This is a genomic window from Corynebacterium sp. CCUG 69979 (assembly GCF_024454095.1).
In the GTDB taxonomy this organism is placed as follows: Bacteria; Actinomycetota; Actinomycetes; order Mycobacteriales; family Mycobacteriaceae; genus Corynebacterium; species Corynebacterium genitalium.
This window is the reverse complement of the sequence record NZ_JAGPZA010000014.1, coordinates 11,748-35,786: the sequence shown is the minus strand read 5'-3', so window position 1 is coordinate 35,786 and position 24,039 is coordinate 11,748. Positions and strand designations below refer to the sequence as shown.

At 62.0% G+C, this 24,039-nt stretch carries 21 protein-coding genes; 12 read left to right on the top strand and 9 right to left on the bottom strand.

Annotated elements, in window-relative coordinates:
- The first annotated feature begins 14 nt into the window (after window positions 1-14).
- Together KBX18_RS08665 and KBX18_RS08660 are read left to right on the top strand one after the other, a co-directional pair.
- Window positions 15-596, top strand: a complete 582-nt coding sequence (locus tag KBX18_RS08665) for an ATP-dependent Clp protease proteolytic subunit (protein ID WP_005289085.1) — start codon at window positions 15-17, stop codon at window positions 594-596.
- Between the two features lie 26 nt (window positions 597-622).
- The gene (locus tag KBX18_RS08660) at window positions 623-1,243 is read left to right on the top strand and encodes an ATP-dependent Clp protease proteolytic subunit (protein ID WP_005289088.1); all 621 of its coding nucleotides are present in this window, start codon (window positions 623-625) and stop codon (window positions 1,241-1,243) included.
- A 234-nt stretch (window positions 1,244-1,477) separates the two neighbouring features.
- Here the strand turns inward: KBX18_RS08660 and KBX18_RS08655 are convergent, their stop codons facing one another.
- From KBX18_RS08655 to KBX18_RS08645, 3 genes are all read right to left on the bottom strand, one after another.
- Complete coding sequence (locus KBX18_RS08655; RefSeq protein ID WP_255995666.1) at window positions 1,478-1,984, bottom strand: hypothetical protein; 507 nt, start codon at window positions 1,982-1,984, stop codon at window positions 1,478-1,480.
- A gap of 95 nt (window positions 1,985-2,079) precedes the next feature.
- Window positions 2,080-2,589: a hypothetical protein gene (locus KBX18_RS08650; protein ID WP_255995665.1), complete on the bottom strand. Its 510-nt coding sequence runs from the start codon at window positions 2,587-2,589 to the stop codon at window positions 2,080-2,082.
- A 110-nt stretch (window positions 2,590-2,699) separates the two neighbouring features.
- Window positions 2,700-3,473 (bottom strand): alpha/beta hydrolase, encoded by a 774-nt coding sequence (locus KBX18_RS08645; protein ID WP_255995664.1) that lies wholly within the window; start codon window positions 3,471-3,473, stop codon window positions 2,700-2,702.
- Window positions 3,474-3,674: 201 nt separating this feature from the next.
- Between KBX18_RS08645 and clpX the strand changes: the two genes are divergently transcribed.
- Window positions 3,675-4,955, top strand: coding sequence for an ATP-dependent Clp protease ATP-binding subunit ClpX (gene clpX, locus KBX18_RS08640; protein WP_255995663.1), 1,281 nt, complete (start codon window positions 3,675-3,677; stop codon window positions 4,953-4,955).
- A gap of 57 nt (window positions 4,956-5,012) precedes the next feature.
- Here clpX and KBX18_RS08635 read toward each other — a convergent pair whose 3' ends face one another.
- Window positions 5,013-5,831, bottom strand: a complete 819-nt coding sequence (locus KBX18_RS08635; protein WP_255995662.1) for a TetR/AcrR family transcriptional regulator — start codon at window positions 5,829-5,831, stop codon at window positions 5,013-5,015.
- A gap of 195 nt (window positions 5,832-6,026) precedes the next feature.
- Here KBX18_RS08635 and KBX18_RS08630 point away from each other — a divergent pair, with 195 nt between their 5' ends.
- The 8 genes from KBX18_RS08630 to KBX18_RS08595 all read left to right on the top strand — a co-directional run bounded on the left by KBX18_RS08630 (window position 6,027) and on the right by KBX18_RS08595 (window position 16,983).
- Window positions 6,027-7,010 carry a malate dehydrogenase gene (locus KBX18_RS08630; RefSeq protein ID WP_255995661.1) on the top strand — a complete coding sequence of 328 codons (984 nt, stop codon included), beginning with the start codon at window positions 6,027-6,029 and terminating at the stop codon, window positions 7,008-7,010.
- Window positions 7,011-7,050: 40 nt separating this feature from the next.
- The gene (locus KBX18_RS08625) at window positions 7,051-9,813 is read left to right on the top strand and encodes a valine--tRNA ligase (RefSeq protein WP_305083033.1); all 2,763 of its coding nucleotides are present in this window, start codon (window positions 7,051-7,053) and stop codon (window positions 9,811-9,813) included.
- A 28-nt stretch (window positions 9,814-9,841) separates the two neighbouring features.
- Entirely contained in the window at window positions 9,842-11,275 is a 1,434-nt protein-coding gene (locus KBX18_RS08620) for a folylpolyglutamate synthase/dihydrofolate synthase family protein (protein ID WP_255995697.1), read from the top strand.
- Complete coding sequence (locus KBX18_RS08615) at window positions 11,275-11,736, top strand: DUF4233 domain-containing protein (protein WP_255995696.1); 462 nt, start codon at window positions 11,275-11,277, stop codon at window positions 11,734-11,736. Before KBX18_RS08620 ends, KBX18_RS08615 begins: the two co-directional genes overlap by 1 nt.
- A gap of 203 nt (window positions 11,737-11,939) precedes the next feature.
- Window positions 11,940-13,091 (top strand): acetyl-CoA C-acyltransferase, encoded by a 1,152-nt coding sequence (locus tag KBX18_RS08610; protein WP_005289115.1) that lies wholly within the window; start codon window positions 11,940-11,942, stop codon window positions 13,089-13,091.
- Window positions 13,092-13,095: 4 nt separating this feature from the next.
- Window positions 13,096-15,291 (top strand): 3-hydroxyacyl-CoA dehydrogenase/enoyl-CoA hydratase family protein, encoded by a 2,196-nt coding sequence (locus KBX18_RS08605; RefSeq protein ID WP_255995659.1) that lies wholly within the window; start codon window positions 13,096-13,098, stop codon window positions 15,289-15,291.
- 138 nt (window positions 15,292-15,429) lie between these two features.
- Window positions 15,430-16,338, top strand: a complete 909-nt coding sequence (locus KBX18_RS08600) for a hypothetical protein (RefSeq protein ID WP_005289120.1) — start codon at window positions 15,430-15,432, stop codon at window positions 16,336-16,338.
- 150 nt (window positions 16,339-16,488) lie between these two features.
- On the top strand, window positions 16,489-16,983 hold the full coding sequence (locus tag KBX18_RS08595; RefSeq protein ID WP_255995658.1) for a GNAT family N-acetyltransferase: 495 nt from the start codon (window positions 16,489-16,491) through the stop codon (window positions 16,981-16,983).
- 179 nt (window positions 16,984-17,162) lie between these two features.
- Here the strand turns inward: KBX18_RS08595 and KBX18_RS08590 are convergent, their stop codons facing one another.
- Together KBX18_RS08590 and KBX18_RS08585 are read right to left on the bottom strand one after the other, a co-directional pair.
- On the bottom strand, window positions 17,163-17,660 hold the full coding sequence (locus tag KBX18_RS08590; protein ID WP_255995657.1) for a cysteine hydrolase: 498 nt from the start codon (window positions 17,658-17,660) through the stop codon (window positions 17,163-17,165).
- Window positions 17,660-18,643, bottom strand: a complete 984-nt coding sequence (locus tag KBX18_RS08585) for an aldo/keto reductase (RefSeq protein WP_005289133.1) — start codon at window positions 18,641-18,643, stop codon at window positions 17,660-17,662. Before KBX18_RS08585 ends, KBX18_RS08590 begins: the two co-directional genes overlap by 1 nt.
- 165 nt (window positions 18,644-18,808) lie before the next feature.
- Between KBX18_RS08585 and KBX18_RS08580 the strand changes: the two genes are divergently transcribed.
- The gene (locus tag KBX18_RS08580; RefSeq protein ID WP_005289137.1) at window positions 18,809-19,723 is read left to right on the top strand and encodes a DUF2262 domain-containing protein; all 915 of its coding nucleotides are present in this window, start codon (window positions 18,809-18,811) and stop codon (window positions 19,721-19,723) included.
- An 87-nt stretch (window positions 19,724-19,810) separates the two neighbouring features.
- On the opposite strand, the gene KBX18_RS08575 is transcribed toward KBX18_RS08580, so the two are convergent.
- The 3 genes from KBX18_RS08575 to KBX18_RS08565 all read right to left on the bottom strand — a co-directional run bounded on the left by KBX18_RS08575 (window position 19,811) and on the right by KBX18_RS08565 (window position 23,967).
- Entirely contained in the window at window positions 19,811-21,019 is a 1,209-nt protein-coding gene (locus KBX18_RS08575) for an acyl-CoA dehydrogenase family protein (RefSeq protein WP_255995656.1), read from the bottom strand.
- A 111-nt stretch (window positions 21,020-21,130) separates the two neighbouring features.
- On the bottom strand, window positions 21,131-22,330 hold the full coding sequence (locus tag KBX18_RS08570) for an acyl-CoA dehydrogenase family protein (RefSeq protein ID WP_255995655.1): 1,200 nt from the start codon (window positions 22,328-22,330) through the stop codon (window positions 21,131-21,133).
- Between the two features lie 122 nt (window positions 22,331-22,452).
- Window positions 22,453-23,967 (bottom strand): AMP-binding protein, encoded by a 1,515-nt coding sequence (locus tag KBX18_RS08565; protein WP_255995654.1) that lies wholly within the window; start codon window positions 23,965-23,967, stop codon window positions 22,453-22,455.
- Window positions 23,968-24,039: the final 72 nt, after the last annotated feature.

Below are 24,039 nucleotides of genomic sequence, written 5' to 3'. Positions count from 1 at the left end.
AAGGAGCACTGTAGATGACAACCCCGGCCACCGGCATGAACCTGGGTGACTCGGTGTACGAGCGCCTGCTGCGTGAGCGCATCATCTTCCTCGGCCAGCAGGTCGACGATGAGATTGCGAACAAGCTGTGCGCGCAGATCCTCCTGCTGTCCGCAGAGGATCCGAACCGCGACATCTCGCTGTACATCAACTCTCCGGGCGGCTCTGTGACGGCGGGCATGGCGATCTACGACACGATGAAGTACTCGCCGTGCGACATTGCCACCTACGGCATGGGTCTGGCTGCATCGATGGGCCAGTTCTTGCTGTCGGGCGGCACGAAGGGCAAGCGTTTTGCTCTGCCGCACGCGCGCATCATGATGCACCAGCCGTCGGCAGGCGTGGGTGGTACCGCAGCTGACATCGCCATCCAAGCGGAGCAGTTCGCGCAGACGAAGAAAGAGATGGCGGAGCTCATCGCGGAGCACACCGGCCAGAGCTTCGAGCAAATCACCAAGGACTCGGACCGCGACCGCTGGTTCACCGCGCAGGAGGCGAAGGATTACGGGATCGTAGACCACGTGATCTCCAACGCCCAAGGCACCATCAGCAACTAACCCGGCAGAGATTCAAAGGAGAAAATATGTCTTTCCAGATGCCTAACTCCCGTTACGTTCTGCCGAGCTTTATCGAGCAGTCGTCGTACGGCACGAAGGAAACCAACCCATACTCGAAGCTCTTCGAGGAGCGCATCATCTTCCTGGGCACCCAGGTCGATGATACGTCCGCCAACGACATCATGGCGCAGCTGCTTGTCCTGGAGTCCCAGGATCCGGACCGCGACATCACGATGTACATCAACTCCCCGGGTGGTTCCTTTACCTCCCTGATGGCCATCTACGACACGATGCAGTACGTTCGCCCCGACGTGCAGACCGTCTGCTTGGGTCAGGCCGCATCCGCTGCGGCGGTGATTCTCGCTGCTGGTGCTCCGGGCAAGCGCGCTGCGCTGCCGAACTCGCGCGTGCTCATTCACCAGCCGGCCACCCAGGGCACCCAGGGCCAGGTTTCTGACCTGGAGATTCAGGCCCAGGAGATCGAGCGCATGCGCCGCCTCATGGAGGAGACGCTGGCCCGCCACTCCGGCCGCACCGCTGAGCAGGTTCGCATCGACACCGACCGCGACAAGATCCTCACCGCTGAGGAAGCTGTCGAGTACGGCATCATCGACCAGGTCTTCGACTACCGCAAGCTCAACGCATAAGAGCTTTTCGCTTATCGACGCCCCCGCGTCCAGCCTTCACCGGCCTGGATTCGCGGGGGCGTTGTCTTTATTCGCATTCACGCGCCAAACCGAGGAACGGTTCCGGCGCCGCAACAGATCCACGACTTCTAGTCCCGCAGATTTAGTTTGCATCGGGCCTGATCTTGGTAGCCAAAAGACCAGGTCAGAATTCGTTGCCGATGCAAACATGCGAACTAAATCTTGGAACCGGCCTTAATGGCACGGAGTGAGCTTTTCGACGAACTCTTCCGGCGCACCCATCTCGCGCACCTTGTCGTGGTCGTAGCACTTGAAGTTCGACGCCGGATCGCGTCCGTCGTGCTCAATTGGCTGCCAGTCGTTTCCGTCCCAGTGCAGGTATTCCACGTTGTCGGAGCGGTACTTCCCGATCACGGCGAACTGCCCGTCGCAGTAGGTGGAGATGGTGTCACCGATATCGCCTTCCTCTGCGGGGGTCCACTCGCACGGGCCGGTCGGGGATTCGGCCGGTTCCGCAGCCGCGGCTGCGTCAGATGCTTCTTCCGTTTCGGAGACTGTGACCGTGGTGGAGCTATCGTCTGTTTCTGGTTCAGTCTCCTCGGAGACAGTTTCCGTTGTGGTCTCAGGACTCGGGGTGGGTTCTGGAAGCGGGGCGTCCTCGGTGCATGCGGCTAGCCCGAGAGGAAGTAGAGCCGCGCAGACGAGGGTGCTGAGAGTGTGGGTTGCAGAACGAGTGGTCATTGTGGCCTCCAGCAAATCAACCAACAGTTGTACAGGCCAAATTACCTAGGTTGAATGGCTTGGCACTGGTTACGCAGCTTTTGCCCGTTAAATTCCTAATCGCACTCCATCATTCTGTCAGTGATGAACGCCGGTGCGCCATCGTCTGCGTAGGCGTCCACGTCGTAACAGTTGAAGCCGGTAAAGGTTTGGCCGTCCGGCTGGATCTCCACCCAGTGGGTGCCTGAAAGCATGTAGTACACGGAGTCGTCGGACTGAGGGGTGTAGCCGTAAGCCCATTCACCGTCGCATTCTCCGAGCACCCTGCCGTCATGCTCCAAGTCTCCTTCTACGGCGGAACAAGACACTTCGACGGGGTCCTCGGACTCTTCAACCGGAGCTTGTTCTGCGGGCTCATCATCAACCGGTTCTTCTTCAGCCTCGGTCTCCGCTTCGTCATACATCGTCTCGGTGATGGTCACCGGGTCGAGGGATTGGGGGCTGGCGCTGTCGTCGATAGTGGGTTCTTCGATTCCACCGCATGCGACGAGGTTGAGCGGGAGCAGAACAGCTGCGCCGACGGCAGCGGCTGCTCGGCGGGTGTTTAGGCGCGGGAGGGCGATCATTGCGATATTCCTTGCATCGTCAAGTAACGGGATGCTTTAAACATAGCCAGGGATCGCGGTTGTGGTGGGGGAAACGCCCCGGATCGGGGCGAGGGGAGACGTCGTAAAGCTTAGGCCTTGAGGAACGCGACCAGAGCTTCGTTGAACATGTCGGGCTGTTCCGTTGCCACCTGGTGGGATGCGGGCTCGATGACGTTCATCTCGCTCGGGCCCGTGACCCCATCGGCGATCTCGCGGAGCTTGTCGGGGCCGGTGGAGGGATCGTCGGAACCTGCGATGGCCAGGACCGGAACGGTGATTTCCTGCAGGCGCTCATCAAAACCCCACTTGGCCAAGGCATCGCCGCACTGCGCGTACGCCTCCGGATCGACAGAGCCGACCATGGCCTTGAACTTATCGACGACATCACCGTGCTCTGCCTTGAACCCGTCCGTGAACCAGTTGTCCACCGTAGGATCCACGATCGGGCCCATGCCCTCGTTGCGGGCAGTGTCGGAGCGCTCCTGCCACTTGCCGGCCCCGCCGAGGAACGTCGCCGTAGAAGCGAAGACCGCGCGCTCGACCAAGTCGGATGTTGCGGCGAGGTGCTGGGCAATCGCACCACCCATGGACAGGCCCACGATTGCGCAGGAGGAAATGCCCAGCGAGTTGAGGGTCTCGATGACATCGCTTGCGAGGTCGTCGACCGTGGTCATGCCCAGATTGACCGCCGGGACGGGGGACTCGCCGTGACCGCGGTGGTTAATGCGCACCACTTTGAACTCGTCTTCTAATGCGGGAAGCTGCGCATCCCACGACTCGTGGGTCGTGCCGATGGACGGCAGCAGGACAACGGTCTTTTCACTGTTTTCATTGCCGGATACTTTTGCGTCAAGGATTGTCATGGCATTCATTGTTCCCGAACTACCGGCATCCTGCAGACGCGCGATCAATGCCGGTTTTGGCGGCTCGGACGGTTACACTCGAGAGACCGAAACCTCACATGTTTTCTGGTCGGGGGCGGACGGGAATGTTCCACCCGCCGGGTAGCGTTGAGGTTGTCAGTTCTAAGTGGCGAGACAGAAGCGAGAGTTGAGACACATCCCATGGCAGTAACGCAAGACAGCTCGGATTTGCTGAAGTGCTCCTTCTGCGGCAAAAGCCAGAAGCAGGTGCGCAAGCTCATTGCCGGCGGCGGCGTCTACATCTGCGATGAGTGCATTGAGCTGTGCAACGAGATCATCGAGGAAGAGCTGGCCGGCGCTCAGGCGCAGGAGACGAGCGACGACGGGCACCTGCCGCGTCCCTCTGAGATCACCTCGTTCTTGGACCAGTATGTGATCGGGCAGGACCGCGCGAAGCGCACCTTGGCCGTTGCTGTGTACAACCACTACAAGCGTGTCCGCACGGAGAAGTCCGCTGCTTCGGGGGCTCGCAAGCGGGATGAGGACGTGGAGATTGCCAAGTCCAACATTCTGCTGCTCGGGCCGACAGGCTCGGGCAAGACCTACCTGGCGCAGACCCTCGCCCGGATGCTCAACGTGCCGTTCGCGATCGCCGATGCGACATCGCTGACAGAGGCGGGCTATGTCGGCGAGGATGTGGAGAACATCCTGCTGAAGTTGCTGCAGGCAGCAGACTTTGACGTGAACCGTGCCCAGAACGGCATCATCTACGTCGATGAGGTGGATAAGATCTCCCGGAAGTCGGAGAACCCCTCCATCACCCGTGACGTGTCTGGTGAGGGTGTGCAGCAGGCGCTGCTGAAGATCCTCGAGGGCACCGTTGCATCCGTGCCGCCGCAAGGTGGGCGCAAGCACCCTAACCAGGAGTTCATCCAGCTGGACACGACGAACATCCTGTTCATCGTGGCGGGTGCTTTCGACGGTTTGGACAAGGTCATCGCCGAACGCGTGGGCAAGAAGGGAATCGGCTTCGGCGCGGAGATCGATTCGGCCGCGGAGCGCGAGGAAGCCAACATGCTCGCCCAGGTGCAGCCGGAGGACTTGGTCAAGTTCGGTCTCATCCCCGAGTTCATTGGCCGTCTGCCGATTCTTGCCGCTGTGGAGAACCTCGACGAAGAATCCATGGTGCGCGTGCTCACTGAGCCGAAGAACTCTCTGGTCAAGCAGTACCAGCGCCTGTTCAACATGGATGGGGCGCAGTTGCGGTTCGACGACGGGGCGCTGTATGCCGTGGCGAAAAAGGCAGCGGAGCGCGGCACGGGTGCCCGTGGCCTACGCGCGATCATGGAAGAGATCCTCGTCCCGATCATGTACGACCTGCCGGACCGCGATGACGTGGACGAAGTGGTCATCACTGATGCGGTGGTCAACGACGACGCTGAGCCGGACTACGTGCTCCGCGACGCCAAGAAGTCCGCTTAAGCCGGGGACTTTCAGCGAGTTCGACCTACAGCGGGCTCGACCCACAGCGTGCCCCGCTTAGAGGGTGCCGGCGCCGCTGCCGTTGTCGTAAATGTCGTCGGCGGATTCGCCCACGCTGTAATCGACGGGCAGAGCATCGTCCCCTTGCTCAACGTCAGACGAGCCTGCCTGCATGTCCCTCGGCAGCGACACTGTCAGGTAAGAATTATGCCCAGTGTCGGGGATCGTCGAGGTCAGGAACGACAACACGAGGTCAATGGTGAGCCGCCGCATCCCCTCCGTGTTGTCCGGGGTGAACAGGTTGATCGCGCCGAAACTGTCCATCGTGCCCTTGTTTCCCACACGGAAGAACGCGATCGAGGCGATGATGAAGCCAAGGTCAGAGGCAGACACACCGGGACGGAATGCTCCGGCATCCTGACCCATCATGAGTAACCGCTCGATCTGGAGGATCATGTCCATGTTGCTCCAGATGGCGGTCACGTCGCTCTTGTCCAGAACCGGGTCGAGGTTCTCACGCAGGAACAGCTGGATTGAGTCCGGGTGCTGGACCATCTGGTGGAAGATCGAGTCAACAAAGCGGCGGATGCCCTCAACAGGCACCTTGAAGGTGCGTTCGAGGAATTCCTGCGGCGGGGAGAAGGACCATGCAGCGCGTTGCAGGGCACTGACGTATAGGCCCTTCTTGTCGCCGAAGTGGTAGTGCAGCATGCGTTTGGTCACGCCGGCTTCCGCCGCAATGGTCTCCAGCCGGGTGGCGGCGTACCCGTTGCGAGCGAATTCGCGCAGCGCGACATCGACGGCCTGCTCGATGCGGGCCTTGACTGCGGGCGCGGAGTGGCCAACCGGATTGCGCTGCGCGGTCAGGTCGGACACGTCTGCCTCCTCGGGGCCGGGGGATAAATACTTAATTGATCAACCATAAGATTGCCTAAATTGTTCGCACGGTGGGCGAATATGGGGGTAAACGGGGCAGTCAGGGTGGAAAAACCCTAGAAGAACGGGGGTAGCATGGACCTGGAGGACAACCCCGGCAGGGGGTGAGACGCTACAGCAAGGAGATCATCCACTATGACTGCACCGAACCAACCCGTGAAAGTCACTGTCACCGGCGCCGCCGGCAACATCGCGTACTCGTTGCTGTGGCGCATCGGTGCTGGCGAAGTGTTCGGCCCCGACATCCTGGTGGACCTGACGCTGATGGACATCCCGGACAACGTGCAGAAGGTCGACGGCGTAGCCATGGAACTCAGCGACTCTGCGTTGAACAAGATCTGCAATCTGCACGTCACGGATGACGCGAAGAAGGCTTTCGACGGCACGAACGCCGCGTTCCTCGTCGGCGCGAAGCCGCGCGGCAAGGGTGAATCCCGTGCGGACATGCTGGAGGCCAACGGCAAGATCTTCATCGACCAGGGCCGCTCCATCAATGACCACGCAGCAGATGACGTGCGTGTGCTGGTGATCGGCAACCCGGCCAACACCAACGCCTACATCGCCAACAAGGCAGCTCCGGATGTCGGCCCGGAACACTTCAACGCGCTCATGCGCCTGGACCACAACCGCACGATCTCGATGCTGTCCCAGCAGCTGGACGAGCACTCGAGCCGTTTCGAGTCCATTGCGGTGTGGGGCAACCACGGTGACACGATGTTCCCTGACATTGAGTACGCGACCGTGGGTGGCCAGCCAGTGAAAGACCGTGTGGAGCGTGATTGGTATGTCGAGGAGTTCATTCCGCGCGTCGCTAAGCGTGGCTCCGAGATCATCGAGGTGCGCGGGCGTTCTTCTGCGGCCTCGGCTGCGTCGGCGGCTGTGGACCACATGCGCGACTGGGTCGCCGGCACTGAAGGCAAGTGGGTGACGTCGGCCGTGGTGTCGAACGGCAGCTACGGTGTCGACGAGGGGCTGGTCTTCGGTCTTCCGGTCATCGGCATCAACGGCCGGTGGAGCGTCGTCGAAGGCTTGGATTTGAACGAGTTCCAGCGCGAGCGCATCGACGCCAACATTGAGGCACTGCGCACGGAAGCGGAGATCGCGGACAAGCTGTTCTAGAGCTTTCCCCCTTATCAGCGCGAGCATTGACCCCGCTAGACTGTTCTGCGTGACTGAACAAAGCGGCAACACATTCAACGAGTCCCTCATCGGCGCCAACCGCGCCGACTCCCTGCCGAAGAGCTGGGAGCCGCAGGAGATCGAGCAGGGCATCTACGAGGACTGGGTAGCCAAGGGCTATTTCACAGCCGATCCGTCCTCGGACAAGCCCGCCTACTCGATCGTGTTGCCGCCGCCGAACGTGACTGGTCAGCTCCACATGGGCCACGCGCTCGACCACACGCTCATGGACTCGCTGTCGCGCCGCAAGCGCATGCAGGGCTTCGAAGTCCTGTGGCTGCCGGGCATGGACCACGCTGGCATTGCCACCCAGACCAAGGTCGAGGCGATGCTCAAGGAGACCGAGGGCAAGGACCGCTACGACTACGGCCGCGAAGAATTCATCGGCCGCGTGTGGGAGTGGAAAGAAAAGTACGGCGGCACGATCACGTCGCAGATGCGGGCGATCGGCGATTCCGTCGACTGGTCCCGCGAACGCTTCACGCTTGACGACGGTCTGAACCGCGCCGTCGTCACCATCTTCAAACAGCTCTATGACGCTGGGATGATTTACCGCGACTACCGCCTGGTCAACTGGTCGCCGGTGCTTGAGACGGCTGTCTCCGACATTGAGGTCGCGTACAAGGACGTCGAGGGCGAGTTCGTCTCCATCCGCTACGGCTCGCTTAACGACGATGAGCCGCACCTTGTTGTGGCCACCACCCGTGTCGAGACCATGCTCGGCGACGTGGCTATCGCCGTCCACCCCGATGACGAGCGCTACACGGACCTGGTGGGCCAGGAATTCGACCACCCGTTCCGCGACGATCTGAAGATCAAGGTCATCGCCGACGATTACGTCGACATGGAGCTGGGAACCGGTGCCGTGAAGATCACCCCGGCGCACGACCCGAACGACTACGAGATGGGCTTACGCCATAACTTGGACATGCCGATCATCATGGACTCCACCGGCCACATCGCGAGCACCGGTACCCAGTTTGATGGGCTCGACCGCTTCGATGCGCGTGTGCGAGTTCGCGAGGAACTCGCACAGATGGGCCGGATCGTCAAAGAAGTCCGGCCTTACGTCCACTCCGTCGGCCACTCCGAGCGCACGGGTGAGCCAATCGAGCCGCGCCTGTCGCTGCAGTGGTTTGTCAAGGTCGACGAGCTCGCCCGCATGTCCGGCGATGCCGTCCGTTCCGGCGACACAGAGATCCACCCAGAGTCGTTGAGCAAGCGCTACTTCGACTGGGTGGACAACATGCACGACTGGACCATTTCGCGCCAGCTGTGGTGGGGCCACCGCATTCCGATCTGGTACGGCCCCGAAGACGAGAACGGCGAACGCGACATTGTCTGCTGTGGCCCCGACGAGGAGCCGCCGGCCGGTTACGAGCAAGATCCGGACGTCCTGGACACCTGGTTCTCCTCTGCACTGTGGCCGTTCTCCACGATGGGCTGGCCGGACAAAACCCCTGAGTTGGAGAAGTTCTACCCGACGACCGTGCTGGTCACCGCCTACGACATCCTCTTCTTCTGGGTTGCCCGCATGATGATGTTCGGCACGTTCGCGGGGACTCAAACGCCCGACGTGCTCGGCTCTGGCACCGACGGCCGTCCACAGATACCTTTCGAGCACATCTTCCTCCACGGCCTCGTCCGCGACGAGAAGGGGCGAAAGATGTCGAAGTCGCTGGGCAACGGCATCGACCCGATGGACTGGGTGCGCGACTATGGCGCGGACGCACTGCGCTTCGCACTAGCCCGCGGCGCTAACCCGGGCATCGACCTGCCGATCGGCGATGACAACGCCGCCTCTGCCCGCAACTTCGCCACCAAGCTCTACAACGCGACGAAGTTCGCGCTCATGAACGGAGCTGCGCTCGGAGAATTGCCGCCCCGCGAGCAACTCACTGATGCGGACCGGTGGATCCTCGACCGCCTCGAGACGGTGCGCGGCCACGTCGACGAGCTTCTCGACGACTACCAGTTCTCCAAGGCCAACGAGGAGCTCTACCACTTCGCCTGGGACGAGCTGTGCGACTGGTACCTGGAGATCGCGAAGACTCAGATTCCGCGCGACTTCGATTCTGCGAGTGGGGCGGACCGCGCTCGCGGCCGCAACACGCAGATCGTTCTCGGCCGCGTCCTCGACGTGGTCCTGCGTCTGCTGCACCCGACGATGCCGTTCGTCACCGAAGTCCTGTGGAAAGCGCTCACGGAAGAAGAGTCGCTGTGCCTGGCACCATGGCCGACAGCGGAGGACACTAATGGCGGCGCGCAACCCGACGAGGCCGCGCAGCGCCGGATTGAGGACGCAATCGCCCTGATCACTGAGTTGCGCCGCTTCCGCTCCGACCAGGGTGTCAAGCCCTCGCAGAAGGTTCCGGCGAAACTCGACTTCGCGGCAGCCGATCTGGTGGGGCAGGAGGAGCTGGTCCGGTCGATCGCGAAGGTGGAGGCTCCGGAGGAGGGCTTCGCGCCGTCGGCAAGCATCGAGGTGCGCTTGAGCCAAGCCACGATCGATGTGGCGCTGGATACCTCGGGCACGGTCGACCTTGCCGCTGAGCGCAAGCGTCTGGAAAAGGAGCTCGCCGCCGCGCAGAAGGAGCTGGAGACCACCGGTAAGAAGCTCGGCAACGAGGCTTTCCTGGCGAAGGCGCCGGAGGAGGTTGTGGCGAAGATGCGCACCCGTCAGCAGGTCGCGCAGGAAGAGGTCGAGCGCGTCACCGCCCGCCTCGACGGATTGGGAGGATAGTTTGAGCGACGACAGCTTCAACGTCGATATGGACGAGGACGGCCTCGTCCTCAATCTCGGGGATGGGCAGGAGACGGAAGAAGAGACCGTCGAAAAGCCTGTGACGGAGCGCGACCTCGCAGAACTCGCGCGCGTCGAACAGGAGCTGCGGGCGCGGTGGCCGGAGACGAAGCTGGATCCGTCGTTGGAGCGCATCGAGATGCTGATGGATCTGCTGGGCCAGCCGCAGCAGTCTTACAAGGTCATTCACGTCGCGGGTACGAACGGCAAGACATCGACCGTGCGGATGATCGAATCGCTGTTGCGCACATTCGGCGCGCGGGTGGGCCGCACCACCAGCCCGCACCTGCAGACCGTCACGGAGCGCATCGGTATCGACGGCGCTCCTATCCACCCGGCCGACTTCGTGCGCGTGTACGAGGAAATCAAGCCCTACATGCAGCTTGTCGACGACAAATCCGACCACCCCCTGTCTTATTTCGAAGCGATTGTCGGGATTGCTTTGGCGGCGTTTGCTGATGCCCCGGTGGATATTGCCGTCGTCGAGGTAGGGATGGGCGGGACGTGGGACGCGACCAATGTCGTCGACGCTGATGTCGATGTGATCATGCCGATTGGGCTGGACCACACCGACTACCTCGGCGACACGATCGAGCAGATCGCGGCGGAGAAGGCAGGCATTGTGAAGAGCCCGGAGTCCGTGACAGTTGTCGCAGACCAGGAGCCCGAGGCCATGCGCGTCGTGCTCGAGCGCACCGTCGAGGTGGGCAGCGCTGTGGCTCGGCTGGGGCAGGAGTTCGGTGTGGAATCCTCCACCGTCGCCGTTGGTGGGCAGACGTTGACCCTGCGCGGGCTATCCGGAGACTATGACGAGATCTTCCTGCCCCTGTCCGGGCCACACCAGGCGCGCAACGCCGCAGTCGCGTTGGCCGCCGTGGAAGCGTTTTTCGGCGCTGGTGCCGGCAAGACTCTCGACGCGGAGCTAGTGCGTGCCGGGTTCGCCGCGGCGGTCTCGCCGGGTCGCCTGGAGCGCGTCCGCTCCACCCCGACGACGTTCATCGACGCCACCCACAACCCCCACGGGGCCCGCGCGCTCGCCGCAGCCTTGGAGCGCGACTTCGAGTTCGCGCGGCTGGTCGGAGTGCTCGGCATTCTCGACGACAAAGACGCTCTGGGCATCTTCCAAGCCCTCGAGCCGGTCTTGAGTGAAGTAGTGATCACCCAGACGTCTACCCCGCGCGCCACCGACGCCCTTGAGCTCGCCGAGATCGCCCGAGATGTCTTCGGCGAAGAGCGCGTCCACGTTGAAGAGCACCTACCTTCGGCATACTCGCTGGCAGTCGAACTCGCCGAAGAAGCCCTCGAAGCAGTTGGCGTGCAATCCGGTTCAGGCGTGCTCATCACCGGCTCGGTGGTCACCGCGGGTGAAGCACGCGCGATGTTTGGAAAGGATCCGCAATGATGTCCCGAAGCCCTCGCAAGCCGCGCGAGTCTCGTCGATCTGACGACATCGAGTACGGTCCGCTCGGCCCCGGCCAGGAGCCGGTCAAGGACCCGATGAAGGGCCTGTCCGGAGTGATGTCCGGAACCCTCATCATGGAGGCCATCACGATCTTCCTCTGCCTGACCGTGATTCTGAAAATCCAGGAAGGCGCGTTGTGGACCACCTTCAACTGGGTGTTCGTCACCGTGATGGGCTTCGCCCACCTTATTGCTGCGTTCGTGCAGCGCCGGCCGGGCGCGCTGTGGTTGAACCTGGGGTTGCAGGTGCCGCTGATTGTGGTCGGTTTCTTCATCCACTGGTCCGTCGGCGCTGTGGGGATCATGTTCGCCATCGTGTGGTTCCTGGTTGTCCAGATGCGTTCGGACATTCTGGAGCGTCAGCGGCGTGGGCTGCTGACCACGCAGCACCTAGGGACCTAAGGACCTGGAATACTGCTCGAGGTTTTCTGGAATACTGCTCGCCCATTACTGCTGGTCAGAAACGTGCGGAATGGCTTATAAGTGCGAGCAGTATTCCGGGGCTGAGCGATGATTGGGAATCGTCTGGTTTCCGCGATCTGGTGGTGTGATCTTTCCTATACTTGTGGGGATGTGTAATCCACGACAAGTCACTAAGGAGCTCCATGTCTGAAGCTGTTTACATCACCCAGGCCAAACGCACCCCGATCGGCACCTTCGGCGGCTCGCTGTCGAAGACACCGACCATCGACCTCGGCGCGCACATCGCCAAGGCTGTGATCGAGGAGTCCGGCGTTTCCGCTGATAACTTCGACTCTGCAGTGTGGGCCAACGTGGTCACCACCATCCCGCGCGACAACTACACTTCCCGTGCGGTTTCCCTTGAGGCGGGCATGCCCAACAGCTCCCACGCCTACGGTGTTAACCGCCTGTGCGGTTCCGGCGTGCAGGCCATCATTTCCGCTGCCCAGCAGCTGATGACCGATGATGCGAAGCTCTCCATCGCCGGCGGTGTGGAGATCATGTCCCAGGCTCCGTACTCCGTCGAGGGCATGCGCCAGGGTCGCAAGATGGGCGACGGACGCCTGATCGACTGGCTCACCGGTGCTCTCACTGACCCGATGGGCAACGGCGGCATGGGCATTACCGCCGAGAACATCGCAGCCAAGGTGGGCATCTCGCGTGAGCGCCAGGACGAGTACGCCCTGCAGTCCCAGGAGCGCGCCGCAGCCGCTATCGCCAACGGCGAGTTCGAAGAGCAGATCGTTCCGGTCGGCGAGTTCACCACGGACGAGCACCCGCGCCAAACCACGTTGGAGAAGCTGGCGGGGCTGCGCCCGTCGTTTAGCAAGGAAGGCACCGTGACCGCGGGTAACTCGTCGGGCATTAACGACGCTGCTGCTGCCACCGTCATGACCAACGAGTCCGGCCTGAAGGAATTCGGTCTGGAGCCGATGGCGAAGATTGTCTCCTGGGGCCTGGCTGGCTGCGACCCGGCCACCATGGGTCTCGGCCCGATCGGCGCTGTGCCCAAGGCTCTGGACAAGGCGGGCCTGGACCTGAACGACATCAAGCTCATCGAGTCCAACGAGGCTTTCGCCGCACAGTGCATCGCTGTCGCAGACGGCCTGGGCTTCGACAACGAGAAGACCAACATCCAGGGTGGCGCTATCGCTCTCGGCCACCCGATCGGCGCTACCGGCGTCATCCTGACCACCAAGCTCATCCACCAGCTGAAGAACGCTGGCGGCGGCCTCGGCCTTGTTACCGCGTGCATCGGCGGCGGCCAGGGCATCGCTCTCGTACTGGAGGTTTAAACAAATGGCTCAAGACATCACAACTGCTGCAGTGCTCGGCGCTGGTTCCATGGGTGCCGGCATCGCCGCGCACATGGCCAACGCAGGCATCAAGGTTCACCTGCTCGACCTGCCGAATGAGGAAGGCGACCGCGACGGCCGCGCCCAGAACGGCATTGACACCCAGATCAAGCGCCACGGTTTCCAGCGCCCCGAGTACGCCAAGCTGGTCACCCCGGGCAACACCGAGGACCACCTGGACCGCCTCGGCGAGGTCGACTGGATCGTGGAGGCTGTCTTCGAGGACATCCAGGTCAAGCGCGACACCTTCGCCAAGGTTGACGCGCACCGCAAGCCGGGCACCCCGGTGTCCTCCAACACCTCCACCATTCCGCTGGAGGTCCTGCTGGGTGAGGCATCTGAAGAGTTCAAGCGCGACTTCTCCATCACCCACTTCTTCAACCCGCCGCGCGTGATGCGCCTGGTGGAGTACGTCGAGGGCCCGGAGACCTCTGCCGAGATCAACGAGCAGATGCACCACGTCCTGGAGCGTCAGATGGGCAAGGTCGTCGTGGATTGCCGCGACACCCCGGGCTTCATTGCCAACCGCATCGGTAACTTCTGGATGGCTGTCGGCGCCAAGGTCGCCTTCGACCAGGGCATCAAGCCGGAGCAGGCTGACGTCGCTTTCGGCCGCCCGTTCGGCGTTCCGCGTACCGGCATCTTCGGCCTGTTCGACTACGTGGGCATTCAGCTCGTCCCGGGTATCTGGGGCTCGCTGCTGAAGGCCCTGCCGGAGTCGGACGCGTACCACGACTACAACATCGTTGAGCGCGACGAGTTCAAGACCCTCCTGGACAAGGGTTTCACCGGCCGCACCGCCGAGTCCGGCTTCTACCGCGGCCGCGACGAGGTCTACGACTTCGAAGCCGGCGACTACCGCCCGAAGGAGTCCTTCGAGGTGCCGAAGGATGCCAAGGAGCTCATGGAGTCCGGCACGCCGGAAGGTGAGTACGCGAAGGAGGTCTTCAAGACCTTCATCAAGTACTGCTGCGACACCGCTCCGGAGATCACCGACACCGTCGACCAGATCGACATCGCCATGCAGCTCGGTTACGGCTGGAAGAAGGGCCCGTTCGAGCTCGCTGATTCCATTGGCATCGACTACGTCGCATCGCTTTTCGACGACACCCCCGCCCTCCTTGAATCCGCCAAGAACGCAGGCGGGTTCTACGCCGACGGCAAGGTGCTCGGCACCGACGGCACCCTGACCGACTTCCCGGAGCGCGAAGGCGTGATCAAGGTTGCAGAGCTCGTCGACGGTGCTGAGGTCGTCGCTGAGAACGAGGACGCTGCAGTGTACAAGCTCGGTGAGGGCGACTACGCAGGCTTCGGTGTCTTCACTTACAAGACCCCGATGAACTCCAACTCCAACAACGTCACCGAGCTGCTGACCCACGCCCACGAGTGGGACCTCAAGGGCCTGGTCATCGCTAACGACGAGGAGCGTGCGTTCTCCGCCGGTGCAGACCTGGGCACCATTGCCAAGCTGTCTGGCCCGGAGGGCGACAACGAGGAACTCCGCCGCACGATCCAGCAGGGTATCGATGGTTTCCGCGCGCTGCGCACCGCCCCGTACCCGGTTGTTGGCGCTGTGCGCGGTGTCGCGCTCGGCGGCGGCATGGAGATCCTGTTGCACACCGACGCGTCCGTCATCCACGCCGAGACCCGCGTGGGCTTCCCGGAGCGCAACGTTGGCCTGTTCCCGGGCTGGTCCGGCCCGGTGCGCCTGCTAGAGCGCCTGGTGGAACTCGGTGTGCCGAACCCGCACAAGGTCGCGTTCGACGCGTTGCTGGGCACCGTTAAGCCGGTGCCGGCTGCGAACATCGACTTCTGGCGCGACAACGACGAGATCATCCAGTCCCCGGACCACGTCGTTGAGGGTGCGCTGGAGCTGGTGAAGAAGCTTGCCGACGGCTACACCGCCCCGGCCGACGCCGAACTCCCTCTCACGAACGAGACCCTCGAGTACACCGAGGGCTCCGAGACCGACGCCGCCATCGGCGAGGCCCTCGCCTCCGTCTTCGCCGGTGAAGGCACTGCCTCCGAGGAGGAGCTGGGTAAGCGCCAGTCCGAGGCAGCCGCCAAGGTTCTGGCCCGCCAGGAGAACCACGACCGCGCAGTGGCTATGGCCACCACGCGTAAGCCGCTGAACAATTAGCACGCCCCAAGGCACTGCATGCGACCTCCGAGAACCGGCCCCGGGTTTCTACCTGGGAGCCGGTTCTTTCGCATGTGGTGCGAGTACTTAGATACGCTTATGTGAGCGATCCGATCCGAGTAACAGGAGCACACGACAATGCAGATCCCCTTCACCCTGAATGCGTGCGCTGTAGCGTTAGCGTATCTCGGCCGACACGTTCTCACCGGCGACGAGAGGGCTCAGGTCACCGGCGAATATCCGGTGGATGGAATGGCAGCGTTCATCGCGCTCAATGACGAGCATGCCTCGATCGAGGCGACCTTCCTGCTGCCGGGGGTGGTCTCCGAAGAACCCGAGGTTCTGGTGTTCAGCAATGCGCCGCAGATGCCCGCTTTCGGGATGTGCCGGTTCGTCTTTTATGAGGACCGGGTGATGGCGAAATCGACGATGTTTGCCAGCGAAAGCCTCACGTCAGGGCAAGTCCAGTCGTGGTGGAACACCTGCCTTCGCGAAATTGATACGTGGTACCGCGAGATGGCTAGCCACGGGTTCATCGATGTAACGGTCCCTGTGGCCATCCCCGAACAGTTCAAATTGAACTCTGACATTTATGACGTGTACAACGACGAATGCACTCCCGACGACGAGGTCGGACCCCCAGTCACTGCGACCCGTGTGGCGCGCAGCATGACGCAGATAACTGGTGCGATGCCGCAGGTACGCACCACTGACACTGGGCAATTCGTAGAGACCAGCATCGGCGGCCAGCAAATGGACATCGAAGTCGCAGACGGTGCGCTCCGGTTCATCATCGCGTCGTCGCTGCCGTCCCGGCCCGGTTTGGGGGAGGCGCTTGCGCACTCGATCAACTGGCTGAACATGCAAGAGGCGGCTCCCGTAGCTTACGTATACGATAACGGCGACCACATCGAGATGTTCACGTGCGGGGTGGTAGATACGAGCATGGGTTTAGACGACGCCGCTTTGACCACGGCCATTAGAAAATGGGGCCCGTATGTCTACGATTTCAACGAGCAGATCTTCAACGATCTGCAAAGACAGTAAGCGCTAGCCGTCGGGTTTCGTCGCTGATCATGCAGCTTGTGTCATGGGAATCGCGCTGCGGGAAACGTTCGATGCTGGTAACCGCGGGCGAGCGGCTGCTGGCTGATGTCGAGCACCACGTGCGCATCGGGATTGATAACGTCACTACCCATGGAACTTGTCCCGTGGGACCAGGTCGATGAGATCCCCGACGTCGCTGACGACATTCTGGAATCCGTCGAAGACGAACTGACGGTGCGCTTCACACATGTCCCGCATCCGTACACGCAGGATCATCTGCGGTCCTTCATGGACGCTCCTCCAACCGGGGTGACGCGGTGGGTGATCGTTGTGGAGGGGCGCTATGCCGGAAGCATTGAAATGCGGCAGCAGTCCGGTCACGAGGCTAAACTGGGCTACACGGCCGCCCCGTGGGCGCGTGGCCGCGGCATCATGACCGATGCGGTGCGTGCCGTTACACAGCACGCACATGAGGCTGGCATCCACCGCGTCGAGCTACGCGCCGCAGTGGATAACCACGCTTCTCGTCGGGTCGCGGAGCGAGCCGGATTCAGGCTTGAAGGGATCTGCAGGGATGCCGAGCTGCTGCGAGGAGCCTTCAACGACCTCGCGGTGTACTCGCACCTGGCTACAGACGCCGACTAGGCACAAGCTTCAGGTTTGATCCGCCCGAATAAGGTCCAGAACCCTATTCAAGCCTGATTTACATATCCTGACCAGCGCAAACGCTGAAAATCAGACACACATTCTGCTACTTAACCCCGGGATGTTCAACGATGTGGCTGTTTACCTGCATCCTTCGTAGGTGCGCCACTTCTACAAGGTCAAAGAACGGTCACTGAGTCTATTTTGGACAATTGCTGTAGCGCGTGCTCGTGTTCGCCTTTTGTCGGGGCACTGCAGGCAGAACCGTAAACGATCACTTCATATCCCAAGCGCACTGCCGTGGAGGCGGTAGCGAGCACGGCGTGAGCTGTCGAGAACCCAGCGAGTGCAATGCGTCCGGTTTGTCGGGCTCCCAATTCCTGGTCCAGGGAGGTGTCTGAGAAGGCGTCGATCCCGAACTTGGTGATGATGGGGTCAGATTCCCGGTAACCGCATTCCGACAAGAGACGCGCTTTACCGAGCGGGCCGCCGTCAGAGTCATCCATTGTGCGGAACTGGATCCACAGCACATCCGTCCCGTGGTTGCGCGCGGTATCAACTGTGTCCGCAATCTTTCTGATGAGGTTGGAGCGAACGGACTGATTCTCGCAGAGATCAAGAATCCACTTTTGGGCATCGATGACAATGAGACAGTCAACCGAATCTTGAGGGGGCATCAGTACCGGGATTCGGTTGGCTCGGGCAAGTCATTGATCGCCGCGATGTCATCGGCGTCGAGCTGCACGTTCGCTGCTTCATAGTTGGAGACGATGTGGGCAATGCTTCGGCTACCTGGAATCGCTTTCACCGCTGGGCTGACGCTGAGCACCCAGGCAAGAGCGACCTGGGATGTTGCCACTCCGTGTTTTTCCGCGATGCGCTGAAGAGTTTCAAGGATGACAGCATTGCGTTCCTGCGCGTCCGGGGTAAAACGTGGCATCCAACTACGGAAATCGCCCTCCATGAGTTCGGACGTGTTCAACGTGCCGGTGAGGTAACCGCGGCCGAGCGGGGAGAAGGCCACCAAAGACGCCCCGTTGTCTTCACACCACTGCAGGACGTTGGTCTTGCTGTCTGCGTGCTCAGAGGGCTGGTCTTTCAGCGGGTCGCGGGTCCAGACTGAGAGTTCAGATTGGACCGCGTCGATGGTGACTACCTCGGAAGCAGCGACTAACTGGTCGTAGGTCGGTTCGCTCACTCCGATATTGCGGATTTTCCCGGCGGCTTGAGCGTCGGCAAGCACCTGAACTTGTTCCTGCACCGGAATGGTTCCATCGAGGCGGTGCAGGTAGTACAGGTCCACATGTTCACGATTCAACCGGCGCAGGGACGCGTCGAGGGCATCGCGGAGGTACCGGGTGGAACCATCAACATGCATCTGCAAGGGTTCGACACTATCGACGACGATGCCGCCCTTCGTAGCGATGTAGACATCCGAGTTGTTTGCAAAGGCCTTGCCTACGAGTTCTTCATTGTGGCCGGCTCCGTACATGTCGCTGGTATCGAAGTGCCTGATTCCAGCATCGAAGGCTTCACGTATGGTGCTTACGCTTGCATTGTCGTCCAGCTGACCAGGTCTGCTGTAACCCCAACTGAAGCCCATGCAACCCAGGCCGATGCGGTCTGCGGGAAGAGGAGCGGGGTTGCCGATTGAGTTCATGACGAATTCCTCTCAGAAACACGGAAGCGAGAACTCTCGCCGAGCCTAGCCGCGTTCCCTTGAAGACCGCTGGGATAAATGCAGCAAGCCAGTTCCACTAGCCAAAGAAGCTTGCCGACGGTCACACCGACTCGGTACTGAACCGTCGCGGTTAAAATCGGCGCCGTGCTCTCCTTCTACAGCGAATTCCCGAATGAACCTGCCGTGAAATCACTGTTGAAGGGGGATGAACTGGAGTTCCTCCTCGTTCTCACTGAGGTGCCTGCGCGGGGAGCCCGAAACAACCTTCTCGGTGAGGACAGCGTTAGCGTCAAACTTGAGCATGTGGATGGTCTCGTTGTGCGAACGCTTCCGGATGGTGCGGTGCACACAGGTGAGATCAACATCGCATACCCGCAGGTTAATCGCACGAAGAACGGGAAGATGTCATTCGATCCCGGTGAAATGGCAGATTTGAAACCATTCACGGTGTACCGGGCGAAAGGGGCATTGTCTCCTTTCTCCAAGTATCGGGCGCAAGGGACCGCGCTTCTCTTCTCGGTGTGGGACGTGATCTCTCCTCAATCGGATCCGGAGCTGGAGGACATCGCCACAGGTGCGGCCAAGAATGGGGTGATCAATACAAAGCTTGGCCAATTGACCATTCAACGAGGCTTCGTTGGCTCCTTCGAAGGGCACGCAAAATCACTCGGTGTCAATGTCAGCATCCCCTATGAGGATCCGGATCCACTCTCTCAGGGGCTGACTCAGCACGAAGAACGGTTCGCATCAGCCGTGCACGTTCTGAACCGCGTTATCACGCGAAAGTTTCTCAAGGATGCCCGCAAGTTCGCCGCCACTGAGGCCCTGCCCAGGGCAAACGAATGGCGCCACGATGTCGCCGAAGCTGAGGGCCGCCGCACTCCCGCGCGGGAATGGAGAGTGCGGGACGTCGCTAGGCGTTTCCGCCCGACGAGCGTGATCGTCCCGGAGAAAGGCGAGATACTTATCGAATTCGACGACGGTGATCTCTTCGGTGGTCACCCGGTCACCGTTGTGGCGGACCGGGACGGGACACTCTTGGAAGTCGAGCTCGACTAAGGGCCCGTTCCGAGCGCTACTGTTCGAGGATTAGGGGCCGGGACGGGCCAGCAGGGGAGGGCTGGCCAGGTGCCACGCCCCTTCAGGTTAGGAGCGGTAGGCGCTCACACCGGTGATGGACTTGCCCACGATGAGGGACTGCATCGTGTCGGTGCCCTCGTAGGTGTGCAGGGATTCGATGTCCGCGTGGTGGCGGGCGACATCGTTCTCGAGCAGGATGCCTACGCCGCCGAACATGTCGCGTGCATCAGCGGAGACCTTGCGGGCGCCGCGGGTGTTGTGCACCTTGGCCAGGGCGGCTTGCTTCTCGTTGAGCTCGCCGGCTTCCTCGAGCTCGAGCAGGCGGCGGCAGTAGAGCGCCATGGAGGTGATTTCCTGCAGCATGTCGGCCAGGCGCTGCTGGATGATCTGGTTCTTCACCAGCGGGCGGCCGAACTGCACGCGGCGCTGGGCGTAGTCGAGGGCCTTTTCGTAGCAGTCGATCGCCATGCCGAGCGCGACCCAGGCCACCGCGATACGGGTGCCGGTGAGCACGCGGGCAGTGTCCCGGAAGGTGTGGGAGTTGGGAAGGCGGCGGTCGTCGGAGACGCGGACGTCGTTAAGCTTGATGTGCGCCTGGGGGATGCCGCGCAGGGATGCTTTGCCCGTGATGGTCTCGGCGGAGTAGCCCTCCTGGTCCTGGTCGACGATGAAGCCCTTGACCTCGCCGTCTTCCTCGTCGCGGGCCCACACGACCGTGATGTGGCCGACGGAGCCGTGGCCGATCCACTTCTTTTCGCCGTTGATGACCCACTCGTCGCCCTCACGGCGCGCGGAGGTCTCCAGGCCGATCGAGTCAGAGCCGTGGTCGGGCTCGGTCAGGGCGAAGCCGCCGCGAATCTCCATCCGCGACATCGGGCCCAGGTACTTAGCCTTCTGATCCTCGGAACCGCACTCGGAGATGGAACGCATGGCCAGGCCGGACTGCACGATGTGGGCGGTGGCGGTAGACGCGTCGGTACGCGCCAGCTCCATCTGGATCAGGCGGTTGGCGCGGATTGAGATCCCGGGCTGCCCGTCGATCTCGATGCCGTCGGTGACCAGGCCGCGGCGGGCAGCTTCCTCCACTGCTGGAATGTTGTACTCGGCCTTCTCCCACGAATCGTTGAGGGAAGGGCGGGCCCACTCCATGAACTCGCGAGCCTTCTTCCACCACTCGAGGTCTTCGCCGTCGACATCGGCGAACACCTGGTAGTAGTCAGTCTTCGGGTTCAACAGGGCGGCAACGCCGGTGAGGTTCTCGTCGGTCTGTGTCATGAGTTTTCTCGCTTCTTCGGTCAAGTGGAACAGGTAATGAGAGCTAGAAAAGCTGCACCACGCCGGGGGCCGGTCGCGATGCAGCTGGGAGTCACCAGAGGGGACAGGGGCCTAGCCGGCGAAAGCACCGACGCCGGTGATGGACTTGCCCACGATGAGGGACTGCATCGTGTCGGTTCCCTCGTAGGTGTGCAGGGCCTCAATGTCGGCGTGGTGGCGGGCAACGTCGTTCTCGAGCAGGATGCCCACGCCGCCGAACATGTCGCGTGCGTCGGCGGAGATCTTGCGGGCCGCGCGGGTGCAGTGGACCTTGGCCAGGGCTGCCTGCTGTTCGGTGATCTCACCGGACTCTTCCAGCTCGAGCAGGCGGCGGCAGTACAGGAACATCGAGGTCAGGTCCTGCAGCATGTCAGCCAGGCGCTGCTGGATGATCTGGTTCTTCACCAGCGGGCGGCCGAACTGGGTGCGGCGCTGCGCGTAGTCCAGGGCCTTCTCGTAGCAGTCGGTGGCCAGACCCAGGGAGGCCCATGCCACGGAGATGCGGGTGCCGGCCAGGACCTTCGCAGTGTCGCGGAAAGAGTTCGCGTTCGGCAGGCGACGGTCGTCGGAGACGCGCACGTTGTTGAGCTTGATGTGCGCCTGCGGGATGCCGCGCAGGGACGCCTTGCCCGTGATGGTCTCAGCCTCGTAGCCGTCCTGGTCCTGATCGACGATGAAGCCCTTGACCTGGCCATCGGAGGTGTCACGCGCCCACACAACGGCGATGTGGCCGACGGAGCCGTGGCCGATCCACTTCTTCTCGCCGTTGATGACCCACTCGTCGCCGTCGCGCTCGGCGGTGGTCTCCAGGCCGATGGAGTCAGAACCGTGGTCCGGCTCGGTCAGCGCGAAGGCGCCGCGGATCTCCAGCTTGGACATGGCCTTGAGGTACTTCGCCTTCTGCTCCTCAGAGCCGCACATGGCGATGGACTGCATAGCCAGACCACCCTGAACACCGAAAGCAGTGCCGAGGGATGCGTCGGTACGCGCGAGCTCGAACGCCATGAGGCGTGCGGCGCGTACGGACATGTGGGGCTCGCCCTCGATGTCGATGCCGTCGCGGACCAGGCCGCGCTTACCGGCCTCTTCGACGACGTGGAGCTGGTATTCGGCCTTCTCCCAACCCTCGTTCACGTACGGGCGGGCGTAGTCACAGAAGTCGCGGGCCTTCTTCCACCACTCCAGATCTTCGCCTTCGACGTCGGCGAATACCTGGTAGTAGTCGGTTTTCGGATCCAGCAGCTCGTGGACTGGGTTCTGGCTGTCAGCCATCTTTGCCCTCTTTTCTCAAAAATGTGGAGCGAAACAATTCCACTCCTAATTGTGACCTTTGTCGCAGGATTTATCAAACGAATCCGGCGCGAATTCACTGTGGGATTGCTCCCATCAACCCCTTAGCTTTCCAGCGGAATATCGCGAAGTTCTTTGCGCAGAATCTTGCCGGTCGGATTCTTCGGGATCTGGTCGATGAACGTCACCGCGCGGATCTTCTTGTACGGGGTAACCCGCTCGGCGACCCAGTCCATCAACTCCTCCTCGCTCAAGGACGCGCCCTGTTGCAGGACGACGAACGCGCGCGGGATTTCCAGGCCGTCGCGGTCGACGCCGACCACCCCGGCGTCTGCAACCGCTTCGTGGGTGAGCAGTAGTGCTTCGAGCTCGGCGGGGGCGACCTGGTAGCCCTTGTACTTGATCACTTCTTTGGCGCGGTCGACGATGTAGACGTGGCCGTTGTCTGCAACGCGAGCGACATCGCCGGTGCGCAGCCAGCCGCCGTCAAGCAATGTTTCGCGGGTGGCCTCCTCATTGTTGAGGTAGCCCTGCATGACTTGCGGTCCGCGCACGAGCAGCTCGCCGGACTCGCCTTGCTCCAGGTCCTCGAGTGTTTCAATGTCCACGACGCGGCACTCGGTGTTGGGGACCGGGAAGCCGATGGAGCCGGGGTTAGTCTCGCCGTGGACGCCAATGCACACCGCGGGTGAGGTCTCCGTCATGCCGTAACCCTGCACAAACGATGTTTTCAGGCGACGTTCGACGGCGCGCGCGACTTCCTCATCGAGCGGCGCCGCGCCGGAGAACATGACCTTGTTCGCCGCGAAGCCTTCGGGAGTGACAGCTGGGTGCTTCGCCAGCGCGACGGCCATCGGGGGAGCTACGAAGGTGAATTCGATGTCGTGCTCACCGTGTGCACGTAGGAAGACATCCAGGTCGAACTTGGGCAGGGTGTGCACGTTCCAGCGCAGCAACAGCGGTGACAGCAGTAGCGCGGTCATGCCGTAAATGTGGGAAAACGGCAGGGGAGACAGGGTGTTGACGTGCTTGTCCATGCCGTTGCGCTCGAGCATGGACACTGCTTGCAAGACATTCGACGTGAGGTTGCTGTGGGAGAGCATGACGCCCTTCGGCAACCCGGTAGTGCCGGAGGAGAACGGCACTGACGCGAGCGCGCTGCCATCGACGCTCAGTTCGGGTGCAGGCATTCGCTTTTCGACGATTCCCGCCAACTCGTGATCCCACACATGCTTGTCATGCCCTACGTCGGCCACGCCGATGAACAGGTCAGCGCCGGCCATTGTGGCCACCTTCTCCACGTCAGCGTCGTTCAGCAGCACGCCGATCGGGTTGACCGTGGCCCCGGCGCGGAAAATGCCGAACAAGGCTGCGGCGAAGTTGATGGAGTTCGGGATCTGCAGCGTGACCACGTTGCCGGGGCCGATACCGCGGTCAGCCAAATACCCGGCGATAGCGTCTGCCATCTCCTGCAGCTGTGCGTACGTGACGGTGTCGCCGGTGGTCAGCTCGGTGATCGCGGTGCGCTGGGCGTCATCGCCGGAAAGGTCGTTGAAGATGAGGTCGTAGACGGAGCCGCCGAACAGCTCAAGGTCCGGGTACGGGCTGGAATAGATCATGGAGTCTGGCCTTTCAGTCAATGGTCTCGCGCATGGATGCCGCGGGGAAAGATGGGTCCGCCGCAGTACTTC